General features: G+C 45.4%; 24 protein-coding genes and 1 pseudogene. 15 read left to right on the top strand and 10 right to left on the bottom strand.

Translation table 11 applies throughout. The features are described from left to right. The first annotated feature begins 3 nt into the window (after positions 1 to 3). Positions 4 to 1,296 carry a sulfite dehydrogenase gene (gene soxC / locus ACDQ55_RS17210; RefSeq protein ID WP_420982694.1) on the top strand — a complete coding sequence of 431 codons (1,293 nt, stop codon included), beginning with the start codon at positions 4 to 6 and terminating at the stop codon, positions 1,294 to 1,296. A 2-nt stretch (positions 1,297 to 1,298) separates the two neighbouring features. Here the strand turns inward: soxC and ACDQ55_RS17205 are convergent, their stop codons facing one another. Together ACDQ55_RS17205 and ACDQ55_RS17200 are read right to left on the bottom strand one after the other, a co-directional pair. Then, the gene (locus ACDQ55_RS17205) at positions 1,299 to 1,712 is read right to left on the bottom strand and encodes a hypothetical protein (protein WP_420982693.1); all 414 of its coding nucleotides are present in this window, start codon (positions 1,710 to 1,712) and stop codon (positions 1,299 to 1,301) included. Positions 1,713 to 2,089: 377 nt separating this feature from the next. Next, on the bottom strand, positions 2,090 to 2,416 hold the full coding sequence (locus ACDQ55_RS17200; protein WP_420982692.1) for a KGG domain-containing protein: 327 nt from the start codon (positions 2,414 to 2,416) through the stop codon (positions 2,090 to 2,092). 273 nt (positions 2,417 to 2,689) lie between these two features. Here ACDQ55_RS17200 and ACDQ55_RS17195 point away from each other — a divergent pair, with 273 nt between their 5' ends. The 3 genes from ACDQ55_RS17195 (at position 2,690) to ACDQ55_RS17185 (ending at position 3,794) form a co-directional block, all read left to right on the top strand. Further along, positions 2,690 to 3,169, top strand: a complete 480-nt coding sequence (locus tag ACDQ55_RS17195; protein WP_420982691.1) for a DUF6496 domain-containing protein — start codon at positions 2,690 to 2,692, stop codon at positions 3,167 to 3,169. A gap of 110 nt (positions 3,170 to 3,279) precedes the next feature. Then, positions 3,280 to 3,534: a hypothetical protein gene (locus tag ACDQ55_RS17190; protein WP_420982690.1), complete on the top strand. Its 255-nt coding sequence runs from the start codon at positions 3,280 to 3,282 to the stop codon at positions 3,532 to 3,534. A gap of 83 nt (positions 3,535 to 3,617) precedes the next feature. Continuing rightward, entirely contained in the window at positions 3,618 to 3,794 is a 177-nt protein-coding gene (locus ACDQ55_RS17185; RefSeq protein ID WP_420982689.1) for a hypothetical protein, read from the top strand. Positions 3,795 to 3,834: 40 nt separating this feature from the next. On the opposite strand, the gene ACDQ55_RS17180 is transcribed toward ACDQ55_RS17185, so the two are convergent. Continuing rightward, positions 3,835 to 5,856: a tetratricopeptide repeat-containing sensor histidine kinase gene (locus ACDQ55_RS17180; protein WP_420982688.1), complete on the bottom strand. Its 2,022-nt coding sequence runs from the start codon at positions 5,854 to 5,856 to the stop codon at positions 3,835 to 3,837. Positions 5,857 to 6,096: 240 nt separating this feature from the next. On the opposite strand from ACDQ55_RS17180, the gene ACDQ55_RS17175 reads away from it, so the two are divergent. Continuing rightward, the gene (locus ACDQ55_RS17175) at positions 6,097 to 7,293 is read left to right on the top strand and encodes a hypothetical protein (RefSeq protein ID WP_420982687.1); all 1,197 of its coding nucleotides are present in this window, start codon (positions 6,097 to 6,099) and stop codon (positions 7,291 to 7,293) included. Between the two features lie 93 nt (positions 7,294 to 7,386). Beyond that, complete coding sequence (locus ACDQ55_RS17170) at positions 7,387 to 8,409, top strand: outer membrane beta-barrel protein (protein ID WP_420982686.1); 1,023 nt, start codon at positions 7,387 to 7,389, stop codon at positions 8,407 to 8,409. 163 nt (positions 8,410 to 8,572) lie between these two features. Here the strand turns inward: ACDQ55_RS17170 and ACDQ55_RS17165 are convergent, their stop codons facing one another. The 3 genes from ACDQ55_RS17165 to ACDQ55_RS17155 all read right to left on the bottom strand — a co-directional run bounded on the left by ACDQ55_RS17165 (position 8,573) and on the right by ACDQ55_RS17155 (position 11,472). After that, a complete protein-coding gene (locus tag ACDQ55_RS17165; RefSeq protein WP_420982685.1) occupies positions 8,573 to 9,526 on the bottom strand; it encodes an aldo/keto reductase in 954 nt (317 codons plus the stop codon). Positions 9,527 to 10,525: 999 nt separating this feature from the next. After that, positions 10,526 to 11,140 carry a trimeric intracellular cation channel family protein gene (locus tag ACDQ55_RS17160; protein WP_420982684.1) on the bottom strand — a complete coding sequence of 205 codons (615 nt, stop codon included), beginning with the start codon at positions 11,138 to 11,140 and terminating at the stop codon, positions 10,526 to 10,528. 68 nt (positions 11,141 to 11,208) lie between these two features. Beyond that, positions 11,209 to 11,472 carry a hypothetical protein gene (locus ACDQ55_RS17155; RefSeq protein ID WP_420982683.1) on the bottom strand — a complete coding sequence of 88 codons (264 nt, stop codon included), beginning with the start codon at positions 11,470 to 11,472 and terminating at the stop codon, positions 11,209 to 11,211. A gap of 265 nt (positions 11,473 to 11,737) precedes the next feature. Here ACDQ55_RS17155 and ACDQ55_RS17150 point away from each other — a divergent pair, with 265 nt between their 5' ends. Next, entirely contained in the window at positions 11,738 to 13,900 is a 2,163-nt protein-coding gene (locus ACDQ55_RS17150; RefSeq protein ID WP_420982682.1) for a S9 family peptidase, read from the top strand. A gap of 51 nt (positions 13,901 to 13,951) precedes the next feature. Beyond that, positions 13,952 to 14,353 (top strand): hypothetical protein, encoded by a 402-nt coding sequence (locus tag ACDQ55_RS17145; RefSeq protein ID WP_420982681.1) that lies wholly within the window; start codon positions 13,952 to 13,954, stop codon positions 14,351 to 14,353. Positions 14,354 to 14,489: 136 nt separating this feature from the next. Here the strand turns inward: ACDQ55_RS17145 and ACDQ55_RS17140 are convergent, their stop codons facing one another. The 4 genes from ACDQ55_RS17140 to ACDQ55_RS17125 form a co-directional block, all read right to left on the bottom strand. Beyond that, on the bottom strand, positions 14,490 to 16,220 hold the full coding sequence (locus ACDQ55_RS17140; RefSeq protein WP_420982680.1) for a hypothetical protein: 1,731 nt from the start codon (positions 16,218 to 16,220) through the stop codon (positions 14,490 to 14,492). 406 nt (positions 16,221 to 16,626) lie between these two features. Next, on the bottom strand, positions 16,627 to 17,268 hold the full coding sequence (locus ACDQ55_RS17135; protein WP_420982679.1) for a VIT1/CCC1 transporter family protein: 642 nt from the start codon (positions 17,266 to 17,268) through the stop codon (positions 16,627 to 16,629). A 12-nt stretch (positions 17,269 to 17,280) separates the two neighbouring features. After that, complete coding sequence (gene rocD, locus ACDQ55_RS17130; protein WP_420982678.1) at positions 17,281 to 18,519, bottom strand: ornithine--oxo-acid transaminase; 1,239 nt, start codon at positions 18,517 to 18,519, stop codon at positions 17,281 to 17,283. 17 nt (positions 18,520 to 18,536) lie between these two features. Further along, the gene (locus ACDQ55_RS17125; RefSeq protein WP_420982677.1) at positions 18,537 to 18,794 is read right to left on the bottom strand and encodes an acyl-CoA-binding protein; all 258 of its coding nucleotides are present in this window, start codon (positions 18,792 to 18,794) and stop codon (positions 18,537 to 18,539) included. 247 nt (positions 18,795 to 19,041) lie between these two features. Here ACDQ55_RS17125 and lepA point away from each other — a divergent pair, with 247 nt between their 5' ends. The 7 genes and pseudogenes from lepA (at position 19,042) to ACDQ55_RS17090 (ending at position 25,238) form a co-directional block, all read left to right on the top strand. Beyond that, complete coding sequence (gene lepA / locus ACDQ55_RS17120) at positions 19,042 to 20,835, top strand: translation elongation factor 4 (RefSeq protein WP_420982676.1); 1,794 nt, start codon at positions 19,042 to 19,044, stop codon at positions 20,833 to 20,835. Positions 20,836 to 20,895: 60 nt separating this feature from the next. Further along, positions 20,896 to 21,441, top strand: a complete 546-nt coding sequence (locus ACDQ55_RS17115; protein ID WP_420982675.1) for a thioredoxin family protein — start codon at positions 20,896 to 20,898, stop codon at positions 21,439 to 21,441. A gap of 180 nt (positions 21,442 to 21,621) precedes the next feature. Continuing rightward, positions 21,622 to 21,924: an urease subunit gamma gene (gene ureA / locus ACDQ55_RS17110; protein WP_420982674.1), complete on the top strand. Its 303-nt coding sequence runs from the start codon at positions 21,622 to 21,624 to the stop codon at positions 21,922 to 21,924. A gap of 18 nt (positions 21,925 to 21,942) precedes the next feature. Continuing rightward, a pseudogene (ureB, locus tag ACDQ55_RS17105) lies at positions 21,943 to 22,242 on the top strand (urease subunit beta); the annotation flags it as partial. Positions 22,243 to 22,313: 71 nt separating this feature from the next. Further along, a complete protein-coding gene (gene ureC / locus ACDQ55_RS17100) occupies positions 22,314 to 24,035 on the top strand; it encodes an urease subunit alpha (RefSeq protein ID WP_420982673.1) in 1,722 nt (573 codons plus the stop codon). Positions 24,036 to 24,047: 12 nt separating this feature from the next. Continuing rightward, positions 24,048 to 24,551, top strand: a complete 504-nt coding sequence (gene ureE / locus ACDQ55_RS17095; RefSeq protein ID WP_420982672.1) for an urease accessory protein UreE — start codon at positions 24,048 to 24,050, stop codon at positions 24,549 to 24,551. Between the two features lie 3 nt (positions 24,552 to 24,554). Next, complete coding sequence (locus ACDQ55_RS17090; protein ID WP_420982671.1) at positions 24,555 to 25,238, top strand: urease accessory protein UreF; 684 nt, start codon at positions 24,555 to 24,557, stop codon at positions 25,236 to 25,238. The last annotated feature ends 5 nt before the right edge of the window (positions 25,239 to 25,243 follow it).

Genomic DNA, 25,243 nt, shown 5'->3' with positions numbered 1-25,243 from the left:
TGTATGTCGACAGATGAACAAGGGCACGAAGACAAAAAGATTCCCAGGAGAGTGGTATTAAGGGCTGCTGCCGTATCTGCGGCGGTGGCCCTGATGGGAAGCGCCGGTATACAAAGCCCTGGTAGTAATGAAGTAAAATCTCCTCCGGCCAATAACGGAGGCGGTGCTCCGCCATCCGATGGCGCGCAGCCTTACGCTGATCCTACTAAAACGGTGGGTGCGCCCCCGGGGAAACTGGGTACCCGCTCATCTTTTGAACAGCTTTCGAAGAAACCGTCGGATATTTCTGCACGTACTCCGCTGCAAGATCTTTATGGTATGATCACGCCTGCCGACCTGCATTTTGAAAGAAGTCATGCGGGTGTGCCGTTCATACACCCTGATAAATATGAGCTGCTCATCCACGGGATGGTAGACCGGCCGATGGTATTTTCTTTACGCGATTTAAAGCGTTTTCCGGCTGTTTCCAGGATCGCCTTTATAGAATGCTCGGGGAACTTCAGATCGGGCAAGGAAACCCTAACGCCGCAAGAAATATGTGGGCTGACCAGCCAGAGTGAATGGACCGGTGTGATGTTGTCTACCCTTTTCCGGGAAGTGGGCGTACATCCTAAGGCTACCTGGTTTTTGGCCGAAGGTTCAGATGCTGCTGTGATGACCCGTAGTATCCCGGTAGAAAAAGGGTGGAAAGACGCCATGATTGCCTATGGGCAAAACGGGGAGGCTATACGCCCGGAACAAGGTTATCCAGCCCGTTTATTCCTGCCCGGTTGGGAGGGAAATACCAATGTGAAATGGATACGCCGTATAGAATTATCTGATCAGCCATTTATGACCCGGGAAGAAACATCCAAATACACAGAAACGATCCGGGACCACAAGATCCGGCAATTCAGTTTTGATATGGACGCACGGTCTATTATCACCTATCCGTCTTATCCCGGGCAGGTGGAAAAGGGCTGGATAGAGATTAACGGTATTGCTTGGAGTGGCCGGGGAAAGATAAGCCAGGTAGAGATCAGTACTGATGCTGGAAAGCACTGGGAACGGGCACAATTGCAGGAACCTGTATTGGATAAGGCGCATACCCGTTTTCGCCATTTATGGTATTGGGATGGGTTGCCTACAGAAATTATGAGCCTTGCAGTAGACGATACAGGCTACCGGCAGCCTACTTTAAAGCAGTTGGTACAGGCGCGTGGCGCCGATATGGGGGGATATCACGTTAATCCGGTTACCGCCTGGATAATAGAACGGGACGGCAAAGTATTGTTTAAACCGGAAAAGTGGAAATAGGCTTAATCAAATAAAGTAAGTTCATCCCGGGTAAGGGCGTGGAATAGGTTCTGTAACTGGTGTACATGTACAATAGGACGGCCATAAGGCACCAGTTCGCCGGGAGCGTCGGTAAGTGGTTGAAATGTCCCGTTTTCGTGGCGGATATGGATGCTATGCAGCCGGTTATATTTCAATGAATATACATTCGCATCTTCACCATATTCCGGATCTCCCTTGAGAAAATCGAAGCGGGCAAGCAGATAAATATCTAATACAACCGGATTTACCTTTTCTATAGGGAGTTTACTAAGGGGTAAGCCGGAGTTATAAACATAGCCTTTTAAGATCCCTTCGACTATAAAAATGGTTTCTTCCATGTTATAATCGAAATAAGATACATAATTGCCAATCCTGATATCAGATTCCTGTATCATGTCACAAAAAAATAATGCCTGGATAAATATAGTTAAATTATTTTTTCGGGGAGCCAGCCAATACAAATGTAAGTAAGGCGCCTATGGCCTGATATACGCAATCGCTCCACAGGAAATCATGTTTCGGCAGAAAGCCGGGGAATATAAAGCTGATATTAAAGGAAGATGCAGGTAGCGAAAAGGATATTTCCACCATATATCCGGATGATAGCTGGGAGAAATTGAGGCTTATCCGAAAGGAACATTGAATGAAATAAGGGTTAAATAAAGCCAGCGTGTTTTAGCTACCATAGGTTAAAAGCAATGAAGAAAATTTACATTGCCGCTACAGTTTGGGGAGAATAATAACCAAATAAAAAGCAATAACCCTTGACGGGCTATTGCTGATTATCAGTTTCAACGTTTACTGTACTGTTTTTCTTTTTGCCACGATTGGTGCCGCCTTTCCGACCTATAGCTGCCATGTGTTCACGGTTGCGACTTACGGCTTCACCGCCTTTTTTACCTGCTGCACGCGCTTCTTCTGAGGTAAACTTGTGCGCAACGCCTTGTTGATGGGCAGCTTTACCACCTTCCCTGGATATGGCACGTTGCTGTTCAGGGTCCATAGAAGCAAATCCGCGTTTACTGTGCTTTTTAGGTTCCTGATTATTCTCTTCTACATGAGCAACCGGAGATGCCTGATGATATCTGATGTCTTCCATAATCCTGAAGTTTTTTAGTGATAGTGGTTAAAACATTTTCGGCAAATACGAATCAAGTTATGTGCCACCGCTAAATTTCAGCACCAGGGGGCATTTTCATTAAAAGTCTGTTGCAGATAGGGCAATTGATTCCACAATTCATAGAATTTTTATCACACTCAAGGGTCAGTTTCCACATTTTTAGCAGTGCTAAACCCCTTATTTCCATGGCTTGTATTTTGTTTTTAGTAAGTCGTTATTTTATTTTCTTAACCCATCTAAATTTTTATTGTCATGGCAAGATACTCAAAAGCATCCCAGAGCAAAGTGAAGAAAGTGATGCAGGAAATGCAGGAAGGCAAATTAAAAAGCGGAAAAAGCAGAAAAAAAGTAACTAATCCGAAACAGGCAATCGCCATTGGCTTATCTGAAGCCAGGGCAGAAGGAGATAAAGTCCCCAAAAGAGCAATGGCCAAAAAATCCACTGCAAAAAAATCCACTGCAAAAAGTACTATAAAAAGTGCTACAGCGAAGAGAGTTACTGCTAAAAAAGCTACTGCTAAAAAAGCAGCGCCAAAGAAATCCTCTATGATGAGCACTGCTACCCGGAAAACTACCGCTAAAAGTGCTACCGCTAAAAAAGCTGCCACAAGAAAACCTACTGCTAAGAAGGCAACAGCCAAAAAAGCAACAGCCAAAAAAGTCACTGCGAAGAAAGCCGCTCCAAAAAGAACGGTAACTGCCCGCAGAAAAATAGCAGCGATGGCGCACTAGATGATGATATTACAGCTATTGGCTGCTGGTTACTGGCAGTTGATAGCTGTAACTTTGTAATAGCTAGCTCCCGGCAGCCAGCGTAATAGCTAACCATAAGATTTTTGGCGATGGAAAAGCACAGTATTACGGTGATTATACGAGGAAAGCCTTATGGGTTGGTCATTACGATCGATAGAGGAGCGCTGGAAACAGCATTTCAAGTGGTGCCAGATGTAAGCGAACATGTATTGGAAGAGTATGAACCCCATAACGACACCTTTACTGCCGATCACGAAGATACCCTGGAAGGGAGTATCCGGATCGTGGAATCTGAACAGATTGCCCGCATTATCTGGGAAGATATCCTGGATAAAATGAAGTAAATACCTGCTTTGCAAATCAATTCCCCAACATACCTTCGCCATAAAGAGCGCATGATTGCTTATGATGGTAACGTAAAGCAATAGTGAGCTATTCCGCCAGTTTTACGCCAGAAAGTTTTTCTCTCAAAACAATCGAGATCAAGAAAGATTATGTACAGTTTAAGGTGCAGCTGTTGATGCCCCTGGCGGATAAAGAAACAGAAAGGTTAATCAGGCGCGCGCTGAACATAGAAATTATGGCCGTTGCTGAAGGCGGCTGAACTCCGTTGGCACTACATTAGCATTACAACGATCTGCTGATTATCTTCTTAATACCCTTACCCCGTTTACTGGATGGTCTTGTACTACCATCGTATAGCCGTGAGGGTTAATATCCTGTTCATCTGCTAATGGGATGGTAAAAAAGAAGCTACTACCACTGCCTGGCATACTGTTAAACCAGATTCGGCCATGGTTGCGTTCCACAAAGTCTTTGGAAAGATGCAATCCCAGTCCGCAACCTTTTTCATTTTGAGTGCCGGTAGTAGAGTAGTAAATATTGGAGAAGATGCGGTGTTGATTTTCTACCGGGATGCCAGTGCCGTTATCCTTCACCGTTATTTCGGCGCTTTCCTTGTCTTTCCGGGCGGAGATGAGGATTTCACCGCCGGCAGGTGTGAACTTGATGGCATTGTTGATTAGGTTGCGTAATACCAACCGGATCATATCCGGATCGGCATATACCATAATGCTTTTGTTCAGTTCGTGTAGGAGTTTTACTTCCTTTTGCTTGGCGAGGGTGTTTAATAAGTCGAACTCCCGGTTTAGCAGCAGGGTGAGATCGAAATCGTCTGCCTTTACGCCGATGCCTTTCATTTGATTGCTGGCCCACTGCAGCATGTTATCCATCATATAGGCCGTGTTTTTAACATCGCGCCATAGTTCATCGGTATAGATGCGGAATTGGCTGGCGTCGATTTTTTCATCTTTCAGCAGGAACAGCAATCCCTCCAGGATGGCTAACGGTGAGCGCAGGTCGTGTGATATCACAGAGAAGATCTTGTCTTTTACCTGGTTCAGGTTCTCCAGGGTAACGTTTTGTTCCAGAATGATCCGGTTCTGCATCGATGCTTCCCGGTTTTTATTATTCAGTTCGCGGTATAGTTCCTGTTGTTTTTTATAGAGCCGGTATACCATCACAGTAATCAGCAGTAAAGCCATAAACAGTGCGGCGGCAGACAATACCAGTACCCGCTGTTGCTGTATGGTGGCCAGATGCATGTGTTGCTCTTTTTTCAACAATATATTTTCACGTTGCTTTTTTTCTGACTCATACTTTTCCTGGGAACGGGAGATCTGCCGGCCTTTTTCAGCGTTAAAAAACTCGATGTTGCGGGTACTGAATTGTTTAAAATTTTCAAAGGCGGCGGCGTAATCTCTCCTGGCAGAATCCAATTCGTATCGCACTTTGTAATAGGTCATTTCATTTTTTGTGTTCCCGAGCTGCTCGTTCAGTAACTTAGCTCTACTGAGCTGTTTATCTGCATCTTTCAGGTCGCCCAGGATGGTTTTCACTTCTGCCAGGTGCAAACTGGCTTTTACCAGGCCGGGTAAATTGCCGGCTTCTTCGTAATAGGCAGCAGAGAGTCCATGGAAGCGCAATGCGTCGTTGTAGTGGTGTTGCAACAGGGAAATAATGCCCATGTTCTCGTAAGTAAAGGCCAGGCTGCGTAGGTCGTGCAGTTCCAACTTGATCTTTTCTGCTTTTTTCAGGTAAAGCATGGCAGAATCAAGCGCCTGGAGCGCAATATAAGCTGATCCGATATTGTTGAGGGTTTTGCCTATTTCTGCTTTTTCGTTCCTTTTTTGTTTGATGGCCAACGACTTTTTCAAGTACTCAAGGGCGTCTTGTGGGCTGTTCAATTCCGTATAGATGTTACCGATATCGTTATTGAGTACACCAAGGGTATAGGCGTCGTTGGTAGCTGTTGCCAGTTTCAGTGCTTGGAGAGTAAGCCGCATTTGTTCATCCAGGTGGCCTTTGGTATTTTCTACCAGGGCAAGGTTGCGCAGAGCCCATATCTTACCTGTTACATCATGGAGGCTGTCGCTCAAGGCCAGGGCTTCCTGGCCAAAGGTGGCTGCTGCCGCGGTATTGCGTGTAAAGTAACTCCTGGAGAGTTGGTTGAGCAGGTAGATTCTGCCTGTATCTTTTTGGGGATGCTGTTGCAGGGCCGACAATAAACTGTCGCTGATTGTCTGCTGCGCCGTTACCACAGGCGATAGTAAAAGCAGATAAAGGGGGATTAAAACGTATTTATTCAAAGGACTGGCCGGCAACATAGTGTAAAGGTGTTGGCTGTGACTAGAGTGGAGCGGTTTTGGGGCGGTCCACCTTAAATAATATAGGTTAAAATTAAAGATAATGTGCCACGATTCAAAGGAAGTGGGAATAAAAAGTAGCGGGTGCCGCAAGTTTTTATATGATGTTCCGCTGAATCAGCGTTGAACGACGAAATGGGGTTGGTATGAAAAATGGTCACCAATGTAATGTCTGCATGTAATTTTATACATTTGCAGCTTATGTATAAGCAGCTCCATATCACGGCTTTATTGGTTATTTTAGCTACAGGCGCAAAAGCTCAGTTCATTAGTATTACAAGAGTGAAAGACCAGCCCGATTCTTTACGGACAGGTATAAACGATACTTTGCTGCTGCGGAGGCGCAGTTTTTTTCCATTGCCGGTATTAGCTTATTCACAGGAAAAGGGATTGGAGATAGGCGCTGCTATGTTGTATTCTTTTTATACAGATAATAAAAACCCTGACCCGGATACACGCAATTCCACCTTGAACCTGATTCCGGCTATAACAACGCAGAAACAGTTCAAGATAGATCTGCGGGCCAATATCTGGACACACGATAATCTTTGGCATTTGAAAGGGATTTTTCGTTACCAGAATTACCCACTTTATTTCTTTGGCATTGGAGATACCACTCATTATGATACCAGGTCGCTCGTAGATAATATCCGTTACCGGGTGCAATTGGAAGGGGAGCGGCGTGTTAACGGTCATTTTTATGCCGGCATTTCCCTGTTGTACCAGCATGATACCTATGGTAGCGGTGATAATAAAGGGATATATACTACTATGCCACTAATTGATAAAGATGGGGGGTACGTTACTTTCCTGGGAATAGCAGGCGTATATGATAACCGCGACAATCAAAATTATACCCGCCATGGCTCCTTATTGCGGCTTCATGTAGCCTATGCGCCCGCTTTCCTGAGCAGGCATCCACTTGTAAAGATCGAAGCTTCGGGTACCCATTTTTTTGCGATCTCCCGGAAAAGTACCTTAGGGTTAAATGGCTTGTTCAATAGCCTGCAAGGCAATGAGCTGCCTTTTTACCTGCTTCCTGAGATGGGGAATGATAACCTGATGCGTGGGTACTATACCGGTAGATACCGGAATCAGAATTATTTGGCCGGTCAGGCAGAATACCGCTATCTGATAGATCCCAAAATGCGTGTAAGGGCTTGGTTTATAGACCTGAAACCCAAATTTGCACTGGCAGCTTTTGCTGGTACGGGCACTGTATTTGCCAATCGTGATTTCCGTTTTGGAGGCTTCAAACCTAGCTATGGTGGAGGGATTCGGTATTTCTACGATGAAAATGCTAAGCTGACCATCCGGGTGGATTATGCGATAGGAGAAAAGCGTGGTGGCGAGCCAAGACAAAAAGGATTGTATCTTTCTTTAGCGGAAGCTTTTTAGTTTAATCGTACTTTAATGGATTTCGTAATGGTTATTTGCTAATAATTTGTTAACTTCCAACAGGCGAATATAATACACCAAAACCATTGCATTATGAAAAGACTATTCCTGATCTGCTCAGCAGCGCTAATGGCTGCCGCAGTGACTACCCAGGCCCAGGACGATTCTCACGCTTCTTCCCCCCATTCAAAATTCTATTTTAAAGTTGCAGGTGGTTATTTTTTTAGTGTGTCTCCCGGGCAATTTCCCAATGTGGGGCCTTATCCTCCGCAGGATCTGCACACAGAGGTGAACCCCGTTACTGGCATTGCAGATACCATCAGCCGCAAAGTGCTTACAGGTTCTTATGGAGAAGGATTCCGTGTAGGCTTGTCCTTTGGCTATAACATCAACAGGTATATGGCTATAGAAGGAACTTTTAATTATTTCCACAGCTCCAAAAATTTGATGACACGGCAGTTAACTACCGTAGTAGGCGCTCCCAGCCAGCAATTGGGAGACATCACTTCCCACGGGTATGTATATGCTGTGGATTTTGCCCCCAGCCTGGTGGTAAGCCCGGGGTTGGAAAGAGTGAATCCTTACGTGCGTATTGGTGTAGTGTTTCCGCTTTGGGGCCGTTTGTATATAAAAACGGAAGCCGATCAGCTCTCTGCTCCTCCGGCAGGATTACCAGTGCCTCCGGGCTCTCTGATCGCAACAGATGTTAGCCGCAAGGAAGCAGTAAAGCCTAATATTACCCTCGGCTACCAGGGGGCATTGGGCGTATCTTTCCGGATAGCTTCCCACTTTGATATTTTTGTGGAAGCAGAATACAGGAATGTACCTGTTAAGAGCAAAGACAAAGATGTGGTGAGATATGCAGAAACCAATACACTTGTTAGCGCTGCCGGAGCACCTATACAGGTAGTATCTACCCGTTCCCTGGATCAATTGAGCACTGCCGAAAAAGATACCAAGTACGTAACTACCCTCACCCAGAATTCTAATACCCCTATTAATCAGATAGGTACTACTGTGGTGTATAAAAATAATAATATACCTGCCAATGACATAAAATCCTATATCAATATAGGTGGATTGGGCGTGAATGTGGGGCTCAAAATCCGCCTCTAATAGAGGTAGAGGCATGAGAGCAAAGAATAGCATAAGCGCCTAAAAAACGCTTAAATGGTTACTTGTCTCCCCGCAGGTACCTGAAAATGAAAGAGGCGATCTCAAAAGTAGAGATCGCCTCTTTCATTTTCAGGTATTGATGGGCGTTACCTTTATCAGTGAATTACGCACTGGCTTGATCCAATAATTCTAAAACAGATTTATCGAGCGACAACTGCACGCCCTTGATCAGTTCATGTAATTGAGGGATGCTGGTAGCACTGGCAATAGGCGCAGCAATGGCCGGACGGGAGAGGAGCCACGCCAGCGAAACGCCAGCGGGTGTGGATTGATATTCCGCCGCTACCTTATCCAGGGCAGCCAGGATACGCAAGCCTCTTTCATTCAGGTAGCTTAACGCTTTTTGGCCTCTTGCACTGCTCTTGCTGATATCTTCCTCGTTACGGTATTTACCGGTAAGGAAGCCGCTGGCCAGGGAATAATAATTGATCACGCCCAGGTCTTGTGCTTCACAGATAGCGGCATAATTGTTTTCATAGTCTGGCCGGTCGTACAGGTTATATTCCGGCTGAAAGGTTTCATAGCGAGGATAGCCATTCTTTTCGCTGGCCTGTAAACTTTCCAACAAGCGGGCAGCGCTCATGTTAGAGGCGCCAATGGCCCTTACTTTGCCTGCTTTTACCAGCGTAGCATATGCTTCCAGCGTTTCTTCCACTGGTGTGGCTTCGCTGTCGAAATGGGTCTGATATAAATCAATATAGTCTGTTTGCAGCCGTTTTAAAGAGGCTTCCACTTCTTTGAGTATATAGGCTTTGGTCACATTTTTTCCATCTCCCAAACCCATATCTGAACCTACTTTTGTAGCTACTACCACTTTATCCCGGTTCCCGCGCGCCTGCATCCATTTGCCAATGATCGTTTCCGATTCACCGCCCCGGTTGCCAGGCACCCAGCTGGAATATACATCCGCAGTGTCTACCAGGTTAAAACCCTGTGCAATAAATTCATCCAATAGGGTAAAAGAAGTAGCTTCGTCGGCCGACCAGCCGAATACGTTGCCGCCAAAGGCAAGAGGGGCTACAGTAAGCCCGGATTTTCCCAGTTTCCTTTTTTCCATAAACATTTTTTATTGATTCTTATAATGGGTATATCTCTCTTGTAATTTAATCACTTTTACGTTGCAAGCAGATTATTTTTTTCAGGTTTATTATTACAAGTATTACTATAGGCTTAAGGTCAGTTCCTGTATGTAAAATCAGTACTAAAAACATATACGGGTTAACGTTATTTAACATAATGCCCGCATGCATAGAAGGGCTGTGGCGGAAAGTAACGGTAACCAGGGTAGTTTGCAATTACTGTTGTACTGATGATGTGCATCTCCGGTGCTAACAGCCGGAAGAGGCAAACGTGTTGTTGGTAGGTGTTGTGTCTGCTGGTTTACCGCTACATAAAAAGGCCGCCCCGAAGAATCGGGACGGCTTTTCTGCTAACTGTTCCGTCTATATTGATTTTCTTCTGTTCTTATTAAAAAAAGAGAACAAATAACATCCACCTAGTAATCAATAACGGATTTACCTGTTGTTCAACTAAAAAAAATTAAAGCGGCAATAGCTTCCCGTCACGAATTCCGTGCAGGGTTACTGTCAGTATATAATCATTTTGGATTTTAGCGTGTTATATTCGACCATAGCGAAAATTAACGTTATGGAATGATGGCTACATCTGGAAAATAGTTACATATAGCTGTATATAATCTTCTCGTTTGCGTTTAATGTAATAACACGAAATAATTTAAAATTGTTTTGTAAAATCGCGCTAAAAATTAAAAAGCTCATGCATGCCTGGTACCAGCATTTACAGGACAATCGCTGTAGAATCAGTCCCAGCATTTTGGTTATCCGATCATTACATTATTGCTGATTATTTTCACAATTCTGTTGCCGGTAATAAAAAGAGAGGGTAGAATATAATTATTATGTTGCATCATACGCCCGTAATCAGGATACGGTTAGATGGCTGGGATTTTAGTCGGAATAATAGTACCATGGCCTGGCGGCAAGTGTATGGCCGCTAACGTGGTTTTCTCTTCGTGGGTAGCCAGGCAAAATAATTTTTATGTTCTCATGCGGGGCAATTGCCAATTATGACGTAGGCTTACGAGTCGTATCACCACTATAACGGCGATGGATATACTTTGTGCAATGTCTCCGGAAGCGCCGTAATAACGATCTGCTACTACATATAGTATACCTCCAGCAAGGGAGGCTGCAGCATATATTTCTCGTGTAAAAAGGATAGGTTGCTCTCCGCAGATTACATCGCGTAATAAACCGCCGAAGGTGCCTGTAATAACGCCAAGGGCTACACATATTGGTAGCGGTAAGCCTGCTGCGAGACCTTTGTCGATACCTGTAATGGTAAACAGGCCGAGGCCGATGGCATCAAAAGTGCTCAGCAAACGGGTGAGTTTTTTTACATAGGAAAAAAACATTGCCGCTATAATCGCTGCTGCAATGATAGCGGTGTTACTGATTCCATCTGTCATCCAGGCCACAGGAGTAGCCCCGATCAGCAAATCACGTACAGTTCCGCCACCGATGGCTGTGATAAAAGCCAGCGACAATAATCCGATCACATCGTACGATTTGTTAATGGCGGCGGTAGCGCCTGAAACAGCAAAAGCGAAAGTTCCGAGTAATTCCAATACCTGTATAAAGGAAAGCTGCATGCTCCTTGTCTTGATTTTTACAAAGGTAAGCATACTTTAAATGACAGATGTGAAAATATGGAGCTGCTTCAATAATCGTAATCGAAAGCATATTCTCCCCGTAAGGTGCGTTCTATTTGGTTGCGGAGATCATGACTGAATCCTTCTACTTCAATTTTAGGGTGATGGTCTAGGTAAATCAGGAAACGTCCTGTTTCTTTGGTAACCAGATCATAAATATCTTCCAATAGGGCACAAAGGAGCTTCCGGGTAACTTCTGCAATCTGCGCAAGAGAAGTGTCTTCGAAGTACAGATACTCACGGTTTTTGTAAGATAAGGTAATTTGTATCATAACTGATGGTTCTTCTAGGATTTAAAATAGCCGGTTGCTTCTTCTAACCGGTTGGTTTTCATATTTTATATTCTGACATAAAAATAGAAAAAAAGAAGTAGTTTTTTTCCAACTAAAGGGTGATTTTTTATCCACAGTACTGCTTCGAAAACCAACTAAGTATTTCAATAAAGGTGACTATCCGCGCCTTAACAAGGTAGTTGCTATATTGTTCACTTTTTTTTCTTTTTTAATTTGGATACCATTGCAAACTATATTTACACATATGAAGCCACTTACGTTATTTGTTTTATTGATTGTCCTGTTCTGGCTACCCTTGCAGGCACAACCCGGCAAGGGTAGCCGATGGAGCCGGGATGGAGTATCCTATTATAAGGCTACGGCAGCCGGTATTGAAGCTTATCCATTGTCTGGCGCATCGCCTACTGTAAAAGTGCCGGCAGCCAGTTATCAAGGTTTGGCGGTCAGGGATTTTTATTTTTCTGGAGATGAAAAAAAATTATTGCTTTACACGAATGCTCGGAAGGTATGGCGTTACGAAACCAGGGGCGATTACTGGGTACTGGACATCCCCTCTGGTAAGCTGCAACAGCTGGGAAAAGACAAGCCGGCATCTTCCCTTATGTTTGCTAAATTGTCGCCGGATGGTAGTAAAGCAGCTTATGTAAGCGACCATAACATTTTTGTGGAAGACTTGCAAACAGGCGTTATTACGCCCATCACCACAGATGGTATGCGCCGTTTGATTAATGGTACTTTCGATTGGGCCTATGAAGAAGAATTTGGTTGCCGTGATGGGTTTCGTTGGAGCCCCGATGGACAACACATCGCTTATTGGCAGATCAATGCTACTAAGATCCGTGATTTCCTGATGATAGATAATACCGATTCTATCTATTCTTTTACCATTCCGGTAGAATACCCGAAGGCAGGTGAAAGTCCTTCTGCTTGCCGTATAGGTGTAGCAGATATCCGCACAGCCCAAACTATCTGGATGCAAGTGCCGGGCGACCAGCAACAACACTATATTCCCCGTATGGAATGGGTGCCGGGTAAAAATACCCTCATCATTCAACAGCTTAACCGCAAGCAAAACGATAGTAAAATAATGCTATGTGACGCCGCTAGCGGCAACGTACGGCCGCTCTATGAAGAAACAGACAGTGCGTGGATAGATGTGAAGTCCCGCTGGGACGATGATAATATTGCCGGATGGGATTTTATCAGCAACGGTAAATCTTTTGTATGGGTAAGTGAACAGGATGGCTGGCGTCATCTGTATAATATTAATACGGAAGATGGAAAAGCAGCCTTGATCACTCCTGGTAACTACGACGTGATCAGCATCGCTAAAATAGACGAGGCTAACAATGAAATTTATTTTCTGGCTTCCCCGGATAACCCTACTCAGCAATACTTATATAAAGTGGCGCTAACAGGTGGTAAAGCAGTGCGTATTACACCTGCCAACGAACCTGGTACCCATGAATATAAAATAGCGCCTAACAGTTCCTGGGCCATTCATGAATTCAGCAATGCAGCTACCTATCCGGTTAGCGAAAATGTGCAGTTACCCGCACATAAAAGTAACGGCAACACGGTTTTAAATGCTATTAATAAAGCGGCTGCATCACCTAATAAACCGGAGTTTTTCCGTATCACTACTGCTGATGGCGTTATTATGGATGGTTGGATGAGCAAGCCTACTGGCTTTAATCCCGCTAAGAAATATCCGGTAGTGTTTTATGTGTATGGCGAACCTGCAGGCGCTACTTCCCTTGATGCTATTGGCGCAGGCCGTAACTTTCTTTATGACGGGGATATGGCTGGCGATGGTTATATTTATGTGTCTATGGATAACCGGGGCACACCATTGCCTAAAGGCCGTTACTGGCGGAAATCCATTTACCGCAAAGTAGGATTGCTCAACGCCCGTGATCAGGCCATGGGTGCAAAAGCCCTGTTGCAAAAATATACTTTTATGGATCCGGAGCGTGTAGCCGTTTGGGGTTGGAGTGGTGGTGGCTCTATGACGCTGAATCTCTTATTCCAATATCCGGATATCTATAAAACCGGTATCGCCATCGCAGCAGTAGGCAATCAGCTCACTTACGATAATATTTATCAGGAACGCTATATGGGATTGCCGGAAGAGAACCTGGAAGATTTTGTGAAGGGATCTCCGATTACCTACGCCCGGAATTTGAAAGGTAACCTGCTTTATATACATGGTACCGGCGATGATAATGTGCATTATCAAAATGCAGAAATGCTCCTGAATGAATTGATCCGGTACAATAAGCAGTTTCAGTTTATGGCTTATCCTAACCGTACCCATAGCATTTCAGAAGGTCAGGGTACTTTCGAGCATTTGTCTACGTTATATACCAATTACCTGCGAACACATTGTGAACCAGGGGGTAGATAGTTGCAGTAATCACCACAAAATAACTACCTTTGCCCCCCTAAATTCAAAAGTATGTCCAGGACAGCTATCATTGGTATACTGGCAGTTTTGCTGGTAATTATCTGCGCTTTTTTACCATGGTCTGTAATTGAAAGCAGGCACTTGGTATTTACAGGAGTAAACGGTGCTGGCTCCAGCTATGGAGAACCCGGTAAGCTAAATATCTTCGTAGGGGTACTGGCTGTTATCTTTTTTTTGTTAAAGCGCCGGATGGCCATTTGGGCTAACCTGTTTATTACAGGTTTTCTGGTAGCCTGGACTTTCCGGAATATGATCCTCTATTCCCGTTGTGAAATAGGGGAGTGTCCTGATGCCGGTATCGCGTTGTATCTTTCCCTGGGAGCGGCTGTTGTGGCTTTTCTTTGTGTGTTGCTTACCCGGGTACCCAAAAAAGAGACTATTATAAAGGAGTAGTAAACCGCTTAATGGAAGAATAAATAAAGCACCTGAGAAGCGTTTAAAGGTTCTGAATAACAAGAAAGAGGATGTATCATACTTTTGATACATCCTCTTTCTTGTTATTCGGGTACCTGATGGAGACAGGTGGTTGTTAGAAACTACCGATAATCCACCAGGTGTTGCCATCAGACTGGAAAATATGAGATTTTCCGGTAGCAATTGTTGGATTTCCAGCCGTTTCATCAAAGCCGCCACCGGCGGCGGAAACGGTTAGGGTACCATTTCCCCCTGACGCACGCTTTACGATATACATTTTCCCTTTATGATTGGATGCAGTGGGAAGGCTAACGTTAAGGTTCCCGTTCGCATTAAGTTTTCCGATAATTGTATAATCATTTTCCAAAGCGGTATAGGTAAGGGTTCCATTGTTATTGGAGCTAACTGTTTTTATTGCCATTATTGAAACGCCACCGTTCACTGTTAATGTAGCGTTTGGTGTATTGGTTCCCACGCCCAGCCTATTATTGGTATCATCAAAGAATAAATTCGCATTATCCTGTGTCACTTCTGATGATGCATCACTTGTAACGTTGCCAAAGAGGATAGCGCCGGTTTGGATATTAGTATTTCCATTTGTGAGAATGGCTTTATACCAGATATTTCCTGCGTTGGTGGTGAGTGGGGCTGTAGTGCCGCCCCATTCTTTTACCGCCAGGGTATTTTTATCGAAATATAGTTGTGTAGTATATCCAACTCCCCTGAACGAGAGTACATTCCAGGAAGACGCGCTTGTGCCGGATACGCCGTTTACTACGTTCCCGGTAAGTGGGCTGGCCCATATTTTCATACGGGTGGTAGATCCGGCTACGTCGGCATTTGAAATATCGTTATTGGCAAGCGTTGCATAGGTAGCTCCCCCATCGTTATCGGTATTGGTTTCCCAGGCTGTGCCGTTCCATTTCAATACTTCACCGTTGGCGGGCGTTTTGGCCGATATTTTCATTCCCTGTACTTTACTGGCATTCCATACGCCCAATGCGCTGTCGGCGTATAATGCACCGGCAGTAGTTAGTTTTAATGTGTTATCGAGGGAAACCTCTTGTAAAGAGCCTGCACCGGTTGCGAACCTACCCAATAATTTCTGGGAATTTATATTTTGTATTTTGCTGTAGGTGACTGCTTGGTTAGCGATGGTGGTGGACATTGTACCTGCAGCGCTAGTGCCCGTTACATCTCCAGTAAGCGTGAGCGAAGCGGAAGGGGTGGCGGCATAGCTCAATGAAGTTCCATTGCTGGTTAGCACTGTGCCTGCAGCGCCAACAGCTGTTAAACCGGTTCCACCTTGTGAAATAGGCACCACTCCGGTGATCTTTGAAAAGGGTAGGCTAGGCAGGTCGGCTGCAACGAGGGTACGGAAGGAAGCGGTACCAGCAGTGCCATTAGGCGTTGCGAAAATGGTATTGGCAGGTTGTGTAAGCATACCAACATTGAAAGTGCCATTAGTGGTAAGCGTAGCGGGTGAAACGGAAAATGGCACTGGCATGGTGAGGCTGATAGAGGAAATAGATCCACCTTCCGGCATCTTCACCCAGGTTCCGGCCTTACGCACGTATAAACCGTTTTGTGCTGGAGTAGCACTGGCGAGATATACGATCATGCCATCTGCCGCGTCTGTACCAATAGCAGTATTGATGGCGCTAAAATCAGGTATCCTTGGCAGTAACAGCCCTTGTTTGTTACTGCTAAGTTCCAGAATGGCAGATTTGATAACCTCAGAAGGATTTTCGCCGATTTTCATTTGCGCGGTTGCTTGCGTAACAGCCAGGGTAACGCCACCAGCTAGCATAAGTGTGCGAGGCACATGACGTAAAAGTGATTTCATTGTATAGGAATAAGATCTTTTCTAAAGTTTTTGATGCTTATGCAAACAAAAGCTACGCATGATGGGTGCTGTAAGTTTATCCGAAATTTTCAGGGGTAAACTCTTCAAGCTAGCTACTCTCCGTTTGCAAAAGAGATAGGTGACAAAAGTTTTTCAGCAAGTAGGTGGTTAAAAAATCACCCGTTTTTTGTTATTGTTCCCGAAGACCTGTAGTACTGATTGATTAAAGATGCCCGTAATACCGGTGATAAAAAGTATGTCCCTTCTGAGGAACAGGGTATCGTGCAAATATCTGATATTATAGATATTAATTAAATGACATGAACGTATTATTTTGGAAGATTCCTGAAAGGCCACCAAAATTCCAGGAATCAGGCAGTCTTTACACATAGGGCCGCAACGGCTGTTAAAATGTTTTATGTAATATCCAGGCTCCCAGAAGAATGCCTGCGCCCATTAACCAGTAGCGTAAAATAATGGGTAGTGGGCGTTGAGCGGTTACCCGGGCCTTTATAAAGCTGAAGATGGTAAGCCCCAGAAAAACCAGCAAAGTGCTGGTTTGTGATGCAGCGGTAAAATTTTCGTTGGAAAGATAAGGTCCCAGGGAGAGGGCGCCTCCCAATAAAAAGAAAAATCCTGTTAGCAAGGCGCTGCTGATAGCGTGGGAACGGCTAAATGTAGTTTCTTTTACGTGCTCCTGTTCCAGTATCTGTTCCCAGCTTTGGGCGTCTTTTTCCATTTCCTGTGCAATATGTGCGATGGTTTGGTCATTGATATCAAGGCGCTGTAATTTGCTTCTTTCCTCATCAGACAAGAGGGCGCTGTCGTGTTGTGTATCTCCTTTATTGGCCTGGAAGGCGCTGTACATCACCAGCAAACCGCCTATCACCAGTAGGGCTATATGAATGTTATAAAAGGTTTGCACCTCCATGGGGAATACCTGTATTACCTGGGTGGCAAAAAATAACAGGAAAAGCCCGTCGGGGAAGCCGATTAAAAAGTCTGTTTTCCACCCGGAGCTACGGATGGCTTTATGTGATGTACCCATACAGCAAATAAACTAGCTAAAGGCCTGTTCCAGGCTTCGTTTAATGATCTCCACACAATCTGCCACCTGGCCGGATGTAATAGGCAGGGGGGGCGCAAATCTTATTTTATCGCCATGCGTGGGTTTGGCCAGCAGGCCATTTTCTTTTAAGGCAAGGCAGAGATCCCAGGCGGCTTCCGGGTTTTTATGCTGGATAATAATGGCATTCAGCAGCCCTTTACCGCGAACAGTAGTAATGTAGGGCGAATGCAGGTCTTGAAGGCCCAGTCTTAGTAATATGCCCATTTCAGCAGCATGTTCTGCCATATTCTCGTCTTTGAGTACTTGCAGGGAAGTGATCGCCACTTTACAAGCCAAGGGATTACCACCATAGGTTGAGCCATGTTCTCCCGGCTTTATGGTTAACATAATTTCATCGTCTGCCAATACCGCACTGATGGGCAGGGTACCGCCAGATAAAGCCTTACCCAATATCAGGATATCGGGGCGTACACTTTCGTGGTCGCAGGCCAGCATTTTACCCGTACGGGCCAGTCCTGTTTGTATTTCATCTGCAATAAACAAGACGTTGGCATCCTGGCAATATTGTTTCGCTTTAGCCAGGTAACCTTCTTCCGGTACTACTACACCGGCTTCGCCCTGTATGGGCTCTACCAGAAAGCCGGCTACATTTTTATCCTGTAAGGCCTGCTCTAGTGCGGAGAGATTGTTGAACGGAATTACCTCGTACCCGGGCATAAATGGTCCGAAATCATTACGGGCAGTGGGGTCTGTACTGAAAGAGATCACATTTAGTGTGCGGCCATGGAAGTTGTTGGCGCATACAATGATTTTTGCTTTGTTCTCCGGGATGCCTTTTATCAGGTAGGCCCAGTGGCGGCACAGCTTCAGGGCTGTTTCCACGGCTTCTACGCCGGTATTCATGGGTAATACCTTGTCGTAGCCGAAATAATCGGTGATATATTTTGCATATTCCCCCAGCAGATCATTATAAAATGCCCGGGAGGTAAGTGTTAGTTTCTGCGCCTGTTCTATGAGGGTGGCAATAATCCTGGGATGGCAATGTCCCTGGTTTACTGCAGAATAACCAGATAAAAAATCGTAATAACGTTTACCATCTACATCCCATAGATATACTCCTTCTCCCCGGTCGAGCACTACGGGCAGTGGATGGTAGTTGTGGGCGCCATATTGTTCTTCCAGGGCCAGGTAGTGCTGTGATTTCTTACTAATCGTGAATGAAGGTATCATAATTCAAAAGTAAGCCATTATCCTTTTAGTTTCTTCACAAGATCCACATATTCCTGCATGGCAGCTTCCTTTGTTTTGCCTTTAAGCGCGGCCCAGGCCTCATATTTTGCTTTGGCAACGAAATCGAATGGGTTGGCTGGAGGCTCCGTATCTACATCGCCGGTAGTGCCTTGTTTGTACAGTGCATATAACTGCAATAAAATGTCATTAGAAGGCTTTTCTGCCAGGGTTTTGCTGTCTGCAACGGCCTGTTCAAACTGATTAACAAGTTCCATGATAATTCGATTTAAATGATTAACAGGAAGGGGTTGGGATTGTTCCTGCGCCCCATGTTATAAAATTGAGGTTTATACGCTAATATATCAAAAAAAAGCGGCCCTTCGGCAGAGGCTATCTTCCTAAAAACCAAACTATAAAACATAATCGGCAAACGCATTAACTAATCAACTAATTTCAATACCTTTGCCGGCTGAAAAGGTTTAGTGTAGACTCACATAGGCCTATGGAACAGCAAAACATCATATGAAGAATATTCGCAATTTTTGTATCATTGCCCATATTGACCATGGTAAAAGCACCCTGGCAGACCGTTTACTGGAGTTTACCAAAACTATTTCCGACCGCGATATGCAGGCCCAGGTGTTGGATGATATGGATCTTGAACGTGAAAAAGGTATCACGATCAAGAGTCATGCTATTCAAATGGATTATACTGCTAAAAACGGTGAAAAATATACCTTTAACCTGATCGATACCCCCGGCCACGTAGACTTTTCTTACGAAGTATCCCGCGCATTGGCAGCCTGTGAAGGTGCATTGTTGTTGGTGGATGCCGCTCAGGGTATCCAAGCCCAAACTATTTCGAACCTCTACCTGGCATTGGAAAATGATTTGGAGATCATTCCGGTGATCAACAAAATAGATATGCCCGGCGCTATGATTGAAGAAGTAAAAGACCAGATCATAGACCTCATTGGCGTAAAAGATGAAGATATCCTGCTGGCATCCGGTAAAACGGGTATTGGCATTGAAGAAATCCTGGAAGCGATCGTGTCCCGTATTCCTGCTCCCAAAGGCAGCAATGATGCTCCGCTGCAGGCATTGATCTTCGACAGCGTTTTTAACTCTTTCCGTGGTATTATCGCCTATTTCCGCATATTCAACGGTTCCATCAAAAAAGGGGATAAAATTAAATTCGTGAACACCGGCGAAGAATACGAAGCCGATGAAGTGGGTATCCTGCGCCTGGGCCTGGAACCACGTAAGGAAGTATTCACTGGAGATGTAGGATATATTATTACCGGGATCAAAAGTGCGAAAGAAGTAAAAGTAGGGGATACTATTACCTTGGCTAATAATCCTTGCCTGGAAGGAATCAAAGGATTCCAGGAAGTAAAGCCTATGGTATTTGCCGGTATTTTTCCGGTAGTAACAGAAGACTTTGAGGAACTGCGGGACTGCATGGATAAGCTCCAATTGAACGACGCCTCCCTTACCTATGAGCTGGAAACTTCCCAAGCGTTAGGTTTTGGTTTCCGTTGCGGATTTCTGGGCATGTTGCACATGGAAATCATCCAGGAACGCCTGGAAAGAGAGTTTAACCAAACGGTGATCACTACCGTTCCCAACGTAGGCTTTATTGCATACACTACCAATGAAGGCACTGTACATGTAAATAACCCGAGTGAAATGCCCGATCCTACTAAACTGGATAGGATCGAGGAACCTTTCATCCGTGCGCAGATCATCACCAAACCGGATTATATCGGTAACATCATGACCCTCTGCCTCGGTAAACGTGGTATCCTGCTTAACCAGAGCTACCTCACTACCACCCGTGTAGAACTCATATTTGAGCTGCCGCTTACAGAAATTGTATTCGATTTTTATGATAAGCTGAAAAGCCAGACCCGTGGCTATGCTTCCTTTGATTATTCTCCGATCGGTTTCCGCGACAGCGATATCGTGAAAATGGATATTCTCTTGAACGGTGAAAAGGTGGATGCACTTAGCGCCCTGATCCACCGCAGCCGTGCACAGGACTTTGGCCGGAAGCTCTGCGAAAAGCTGAAGGAACTATTGCCGCGCCAGCAATTCCTTATTGCTATCCAGGCTGCTATTGGCGCTAAGATCGTTGCCCGTGAAAACATCAGCGCCATGCGTAAAGATGTAACCGCGAAATGTTATGGCGGTGATATTTCCCGTAAACGTAAGCTCCTCGAAAAACAGAAAGAAGGTAAAAAACGTATGCGCCAGATTGGTAACGTAGAAGTACCACAAGAGGCATTCCTGGCGGTGTTGAAACTGGATGACTAATTCGTGATTTTTGAATACCTGGTGAAGCAGATAAAAATCAGATGACAAATTTTTTATTTTATGAGAAAAATCGTATCGATCTTATTCGTCACTTTCATCACCTCCCTGGCTCATGCGCAAACAACACCACCACCTGCGGAGAAGGTGATTAAAGAAGCTTGTGCCAGTGCTGCGAAAGCGCATAAGCAGGTATTCGTAATATTTCATGCTTCCTGGTGTGGCTGGTGCCATAAAATGGATACGGCAATGAATGATGTGAGTGTGAAGCAAGCTTTTACCGATAACTATGAGATCCGGCATATTACAGTGAAGGAATCTGGAGATAAGAAAGTACTGGAAAATCCAGGTGGTAATGAGTTGCTTACCCAGTACCACGGTGGCGACCAGGGCATTCCTTATTGGTTGGTACTGGATACGAAAGGCAAGATGTTGGCAGACAGCCGTGTAAAGGATGCCGCCAGTGGTAAAATGCAGAATGTAGGCTGCCCTACGCAGCAAGAAGAAGTGGACTACTTTGTTGGCGTATTGCAGCAAACCTCTAAGATGAAACCTGCAGAACTGGATGCCGTGCGTACCCGTTTTAGTTTAATAGGGCAACAACATTAATAACAGTACATCTGATAGCAGATCCCCTGGAATGATTTCCAGGGGATTTTTTTATGCCTGTTGGTATATAGTTCCCCGTTAGGTTGAATGGTATTTTAAACTATTTTCGTATTTTGCTAATCCTATTATACACCAACCGATCTCCGGGAACAACCAATTATCTTACAACAATCCATTCGTATGCACCTGACTGCCCGGGAAACCGAAAAATTATTATTACATCTGGCCGGAGAGCTGGCCGAAAAAAGAAAAGCAAGGGGCTTGCGGCTCAATTATCCGGAAGCTATTGCCCTTATCAGCAGCCGTTTGATGGAGGCTGCCCGCGACGGTAAAAGCGTGGCGGAACTGATGCACTACGGGGCCACTATCCTTACCCGCGATGAGGTGATGGAAGGTATTCCTGAAATGGTCCATGAAGTACAGATTGAAGCCACTTTCCCCGATGGTACCAAGTTAGTGACTGTACACGATCCTATCCGTTAACCATTAATTTTTGCAAAGATGATCCCCGGAGAATATTTTTTAAAGCAGGAAGATATACTGCTGAATGCTGGCCGTAGCACTGTAAAGATCAGCGTGGTAAATACCGGCGACCGGCCGGTGCAGATTGGGTCCCATTGCCATTTTTTTGAAGTGAACCGGATGATGTCTTTTCCCCGGGAAGCTGCTTTTGGTATGCGCCTCAATATCCCTTCCGGCAACGCCGTACGTTTTGAGCCAGGAGAGGCCAAAGAAGTGGAGCTGGTGGAGCTAGGCGGCCATAAACGGGTGATAGGTATTAATAACCTAACCAATGGCGACACCACCAATCCTATAGTAAAAGCGGCCGCTATTGAAAAAGCCGCCCTGTTGAACTTTAAATCTGAACAACTATGAGCCTGTCTGTCAGCAAAACCAAATATGTAAATATGTATGGGCCTACTGCCGGCGACCGTGTACGGCTGGCAGATACAGACCTGATTATAGAGATAGAGAAAGATTATAATGTACATGGCGATGAAAGCAAATTTGGCGGGGGAAAAAGCGTAAGGGACGGCATGGCGCAATCTGCCACTGCCCTGCGTGAAGAAGGGGTGTTGGATTTGGTGATCACCAATGTGGTGATCATCGATCATTGGGGCATTGTAAAGGGCGACATCGGTATTAAAGACGGGAAAATTGTGGCCATCGGGCAATCAGGTAATCCAGATACCATGGATGGCGTGCACCCCAACCTGATTATTGGCGCTTCTACTGAAATCCATAATGGCGCCAATCTCATCGCTACAGCCGGAGGTATAGACACCCATATCCATTTCATTTGCCCCCAGCAGATTGATCATGCCCTGTTTAGCGGCGTTACCACTATGATTGGCGGTGGTACCGGCCCGGCAGATGGCACCAGCGCCACTACCGTTACGCCTGGCAAATGGAATATACAGCGAATGCTGCAGGCAGCAGAAGCTTATCCGGTAAACCTAGGTTTCTTCGGAAAGGGCAACTGCGCCACTACGGCCCCGCTCATAGAACAGATAGCCGCCGGGGCGTTGGGGCTTAAAATACATGAAGACTGGGGCGCTACGCCAGCAGTGATAGATGCTTCCCTGAAAGTGGCAGATGAGCTGGATGTACAGATTGCTATCCATACAGATACCCTTAACGAAGCCGGCTTCCTGGAAGATACGTTGAACGCCATCAATGGCCGGGTAATACATACCTTCCACACAGAAGGCGCCGGTGGCGGTCACGCACCCGATATTATCCGGGCAGCCTCTTTTCCCAATGTGTTGCCGGCGTCTACCAATCCTACCCGGCCATATACGGTAAATACCATAGATGAACACCTCGATATGCTGATGGTGTGCCACCACCTGGATAAAAGGGTGCCGGAGGATGTGGCGTTTGCAGATTCCCGCATCCGCCCGGAAACTATCGCGGCAGAAGATATCCTGCATGATATGGGGGTATTCAGTATTATGAGCTCAGATTCCCAGGCTATGGGACGTGTAGGCGAGGTAGTGATACGCACCTGGCAAACTGCTGATAAAATGAAGAAGCAACGCGGCGCTCTGGAAACAGATAAAGGGCGCGATAATGATAACTTCCGTGTAAAAAGATATATCGCCAAATATACCATCAATCCTGCCATTGCACATGGTATTGCAGACCATGTAGGTTCGCTGGAACCGGGTAAAATGGCAGACCTGGTGCTATGGAAACCTGCATTCTTTGGCGTAAAACCGGAATTGATTATTAAAGGGGGAATGATCAACGCCAGCAAAATGGGTGATCCTAATGCCTCTATTCCTACCCCCCAGCCGGTTATATACCGTCATATGTTTGGTGCTCATGGGAAGGCCTTGCTGCAAAGCAGTGTATTATTCGTATCTGCGTTGTCGTTAGAGAAAGGGATTAAGGAAGAATATGGATTACAGAAGCAATTACTGCCCGTGCGCAACTGCCGGAATATTTCCAAGAAAAACCTTATCCATAACGATAAAACCCCGGATATCCGCGTGAACCCGGAAACTTATGAGGTAAAAGTGGATGGGGAGCCGGTTACCTGTGAACCATTGAAGGAATTGTCGCTGGCGCAACGTTATTTTTTATTTTAAGCCGGGAAAGATATGTTGGTGAAGGAAATTATAGGGAATACGGTAACGCATACACGTAATAGTAAGGTAACAGATTTATTGCAGCTGGAATGGTTCGAAACTACCCGGCGCATTCAGCGTAAACGCACAGTGGGCGGTCGTGATATCTCCCTGAAATTTACAAAGGAAGGACAACAGCTACAACAGCATGATATCCTGTATCAGGATGATGAGCTGATGGTAGTAGTAGACCTCCTTCCCTGCGATGCTATTGTAATCTCTCCGCGCAATATGTATGAAATGGCTAAGGTTTGTTACGAGATTGGGAACAAGCATTTACCCTTGTTTTTAGAAAAAGAGCAGCTGCTGATTCCCGCAGACGAGCCTTTGTTTCGTTGGTTGGTGGCTTCCGGATACGAAGTAGTAAAGGAAAAGCGGCAGCTGCTTCACATGTTGCGCACTAACGTGCAGCCGCATGCGCATGGTAGTGGTAGCCCTTCGTTTTTCGAGAAAATACTCGACCTGGCATCAAAATAAAATATGATGGAACAATCCTACCTGGGCAGTTTATTGCACCTGGCAGATAGCACATTGCCTATAGGCAGTTACACCCATTCGTCGGGACTGGAAACCTTCGTGCAGCAGGGGTTGGTACATAACAGCCCTACCGCAGCCACCTTTGTACGCAATATGTTGCAGAACAACCTGCAGTACAATGATGCCGCTTTTATGAGCCTGGCCTACGCCGCAGGAAGCCAGCGTAACATTACCGGATTACTGGAACTGCATGAGTTGTGCACGGCGGTGAAAGCGCCACGGGAGCTGCGGGAAGCTAGCCATAAGCTGGGCGCCCGTCTTACCCGTATCTTTAGCCGTCGTTATCCCGATTCCTTAATAGCGCGTTACGAAGCTGCGGCAAGACAAGGGCCTCATTATTGCCTGGTATTTGGCGTATATGCTTCCCTGTTAGCTATCCCTTTGCCGGCTGCCTTGTTTGCTTTTTATTATAATACCGCCGCATCTATGGTAACCAATTGCGTAAAATTAGTGCCGTTGGGCCAGATGGATGGGCAAGACATCCTTTTTGACCTGCAACCTTTACTCCGGGAGCTTACCACTGCTACCCTGGAACCGGATCAATCATTATTAGGACTATGCAACGCAGGTTTTGACATTCGCAGTATGCAGCATGAACGGTTGTATAGCCGTTTGTATATGTCATAGTTACA

Origin of the sequence: Chitinophaga sp. 30R24 (assembly GCF_049056765.1) — a bacterium.
Taxonomy (GTDB): Bacteria; Bacteroidota; Bacteroidia; order Chitinophagales; family Chitinophagaceae; genus Chitinophaga.
The sequence above is the reverse complement of the archived record's forward strand: the minus strand, read 5'-3'. Positions and strand labels throughout refer to the sequence as shown.

Excerpts from the sequence above, each read along its gene's own strand:
- ureE (WP_420982672.1), top strand. The coding sequence starts at position 24,048 with ATGTTGGTGAAGGAAATTATAGGGAATACGGTAACGCATACACGTAAT.
- ACDQ55_RS17145 (WP_420982681.1), top strand. The coding sequence starts at position 13,952 with ATGTCCAGGACAGCTATCATTGGTATACTGGCAGTTTTGCTGGTAATT.
- ACDQ55_RS17195 (WP_420982691.1), top strand. The coding sequence starts at position 2,690 with ATGGCAAGATACTCAAAAGCATCCCAGAGCAAAGTGAAGAAAGTGATG.
- rocD (WP_420982678.1), bottom strand. The coding sequence starts at position 18,519 with ATGATACCTTCATTCACGATTAGTAAGAAATCACAGCACTACCTGGCC.
- ACDQ55_RS17160 (WP_420982684.1), bottom strand. The coding sequence starts at position 11,140 with ATGCAGCTTTCCTTTATACAGGTATTGGAATTACTCGGAACTTTCGCT.
- ACDQ55_RS17115 (WP_420982675.1), top strand. The coding sequence starts at position 20,896 with ATGAGAAAAATCGTATCGATCTTATTCGTCACTTTCATCACCTCCCTG.
- ACDQ55_RS17125 (WP_420982677.1), bottom strand. The coding sequence starts at position 18,794 with ATGGAACTTGTTAATCAGTTTGAACAGGCCGTTGCAGACAGCAAAACC.
- ACDQ55_RS17135 (WP_420982679.1), bottom strand. The coding sequence starts at position 17,268 with ATGGGTACATCACATAAAGCCATCCGTAGCTCCGGGTGGAAAACAGAC.
- ACDQ55_RS17200 (WP_420982692.1), bottom strand. The coding sequence starts at position 2,416 with ATGGAAGACATCAGATATCATCAGGCATCTCCGGTTGCTCATGTAGAA.
- ACDQ55_RS17090 (WP_420982671.1), top strand. The coding sequence starts at position 24,555 with ATGATGGAACAATCCTACCTGGGCAGTTTATTGCACCTGGCAGATAGC.
- ACDQ55_RS17155 (WP_420982683.1), bottom strand. The coding sequence starts at position 11,472 with ATGATACAAATTACCTTATCTTACAAAAACCGTGAGTATCTGTACTTC.
- ureA (WP_420982674.1), top strand. The coding sequence starts at position 21,622 with ATGCACCTGACTGCCCGGGAAACCGAAAAATTATTATTACATCTGGCC.
- ACDQ55_RS17170 (WP_420982686.1), top strand. The coding sequence starts at position 7,387 with ATGAAAAGACTATTCCTGATCTGCTCAGCAGCGCTAATGGCTGCCGCA.
- lepA (WP_420982676.1), top strand. The coding sequence starts at position 19,042 with ATGAAGAATATTCGCAATTTTTGTATCATTGCCCATATTGACCATGGT.
- ACDQ55_RS17150 (WP_420982682.1), top strand. The coding sequence starts at position 11,738 with ATGAAGCCACTTACGTTATTTGTTTTATTGATTGTCCTGTTCTGGCTA.
- ACDQ55_RS17175 (WP_420982687.1), top strand. The coding sequence starts at position 6,097 with ATGTATAAGCAGCTCCATATCACGGCTTTATTGGTTATTTTAGCTACA.
- ACDQ55_RS17140 (WP_420982680.1), bottom strand. The coding sequence starts at position 16,220 with ATGAAATCACTTTTACGTCATGTGCCTCGCACACTTATGCTAGCTGGT.
- ACDQ55_RS17205 (WP_420982693.1), bottom strand. The coding sequence starts at position 1,712 with ATGATACAGGAATCTGATATCAGGATTGGCAATTATGTATCTTATTTC.
- soxC (WP_420982694.1), top strand. The coding sequence starts at position 4 with ATGTCGACAGATGAACAAGGGCACGAAGACAAAAAGATTCCCAGGAGA.
- ACDQ55_RS17165 (WP_420982685.1), bottom strand. The coding sequence starts at position 9,526 with ATGGAAAAAAGGAAACTGGGAAAATCCGGGCTTACTGTAGCCCCTCTT.
- ureC (WP_420982673.1), top strand. The coding sequence starts at position 22,314 with ATGAGCCTGTCTGTCAGCAAAACCAAATATGTAAATATGTATGGGCCT.
- ACDQ55_RS17190 (WP_420982690.1), top strand. The coding sequence starts at position 3,280 with ATGGAAAAGCACAGTATTACGGTGATTATACGAGGAAAGCCTTATGGG.
- ACDQ55_RS17180 (WP_420982688.1), bottom strand. The coding sequence starts at position 5,856 with ATGTTGCCGGCCAGTCCTTTGAATAAATACGTTTTAATCCCCCTTTAT.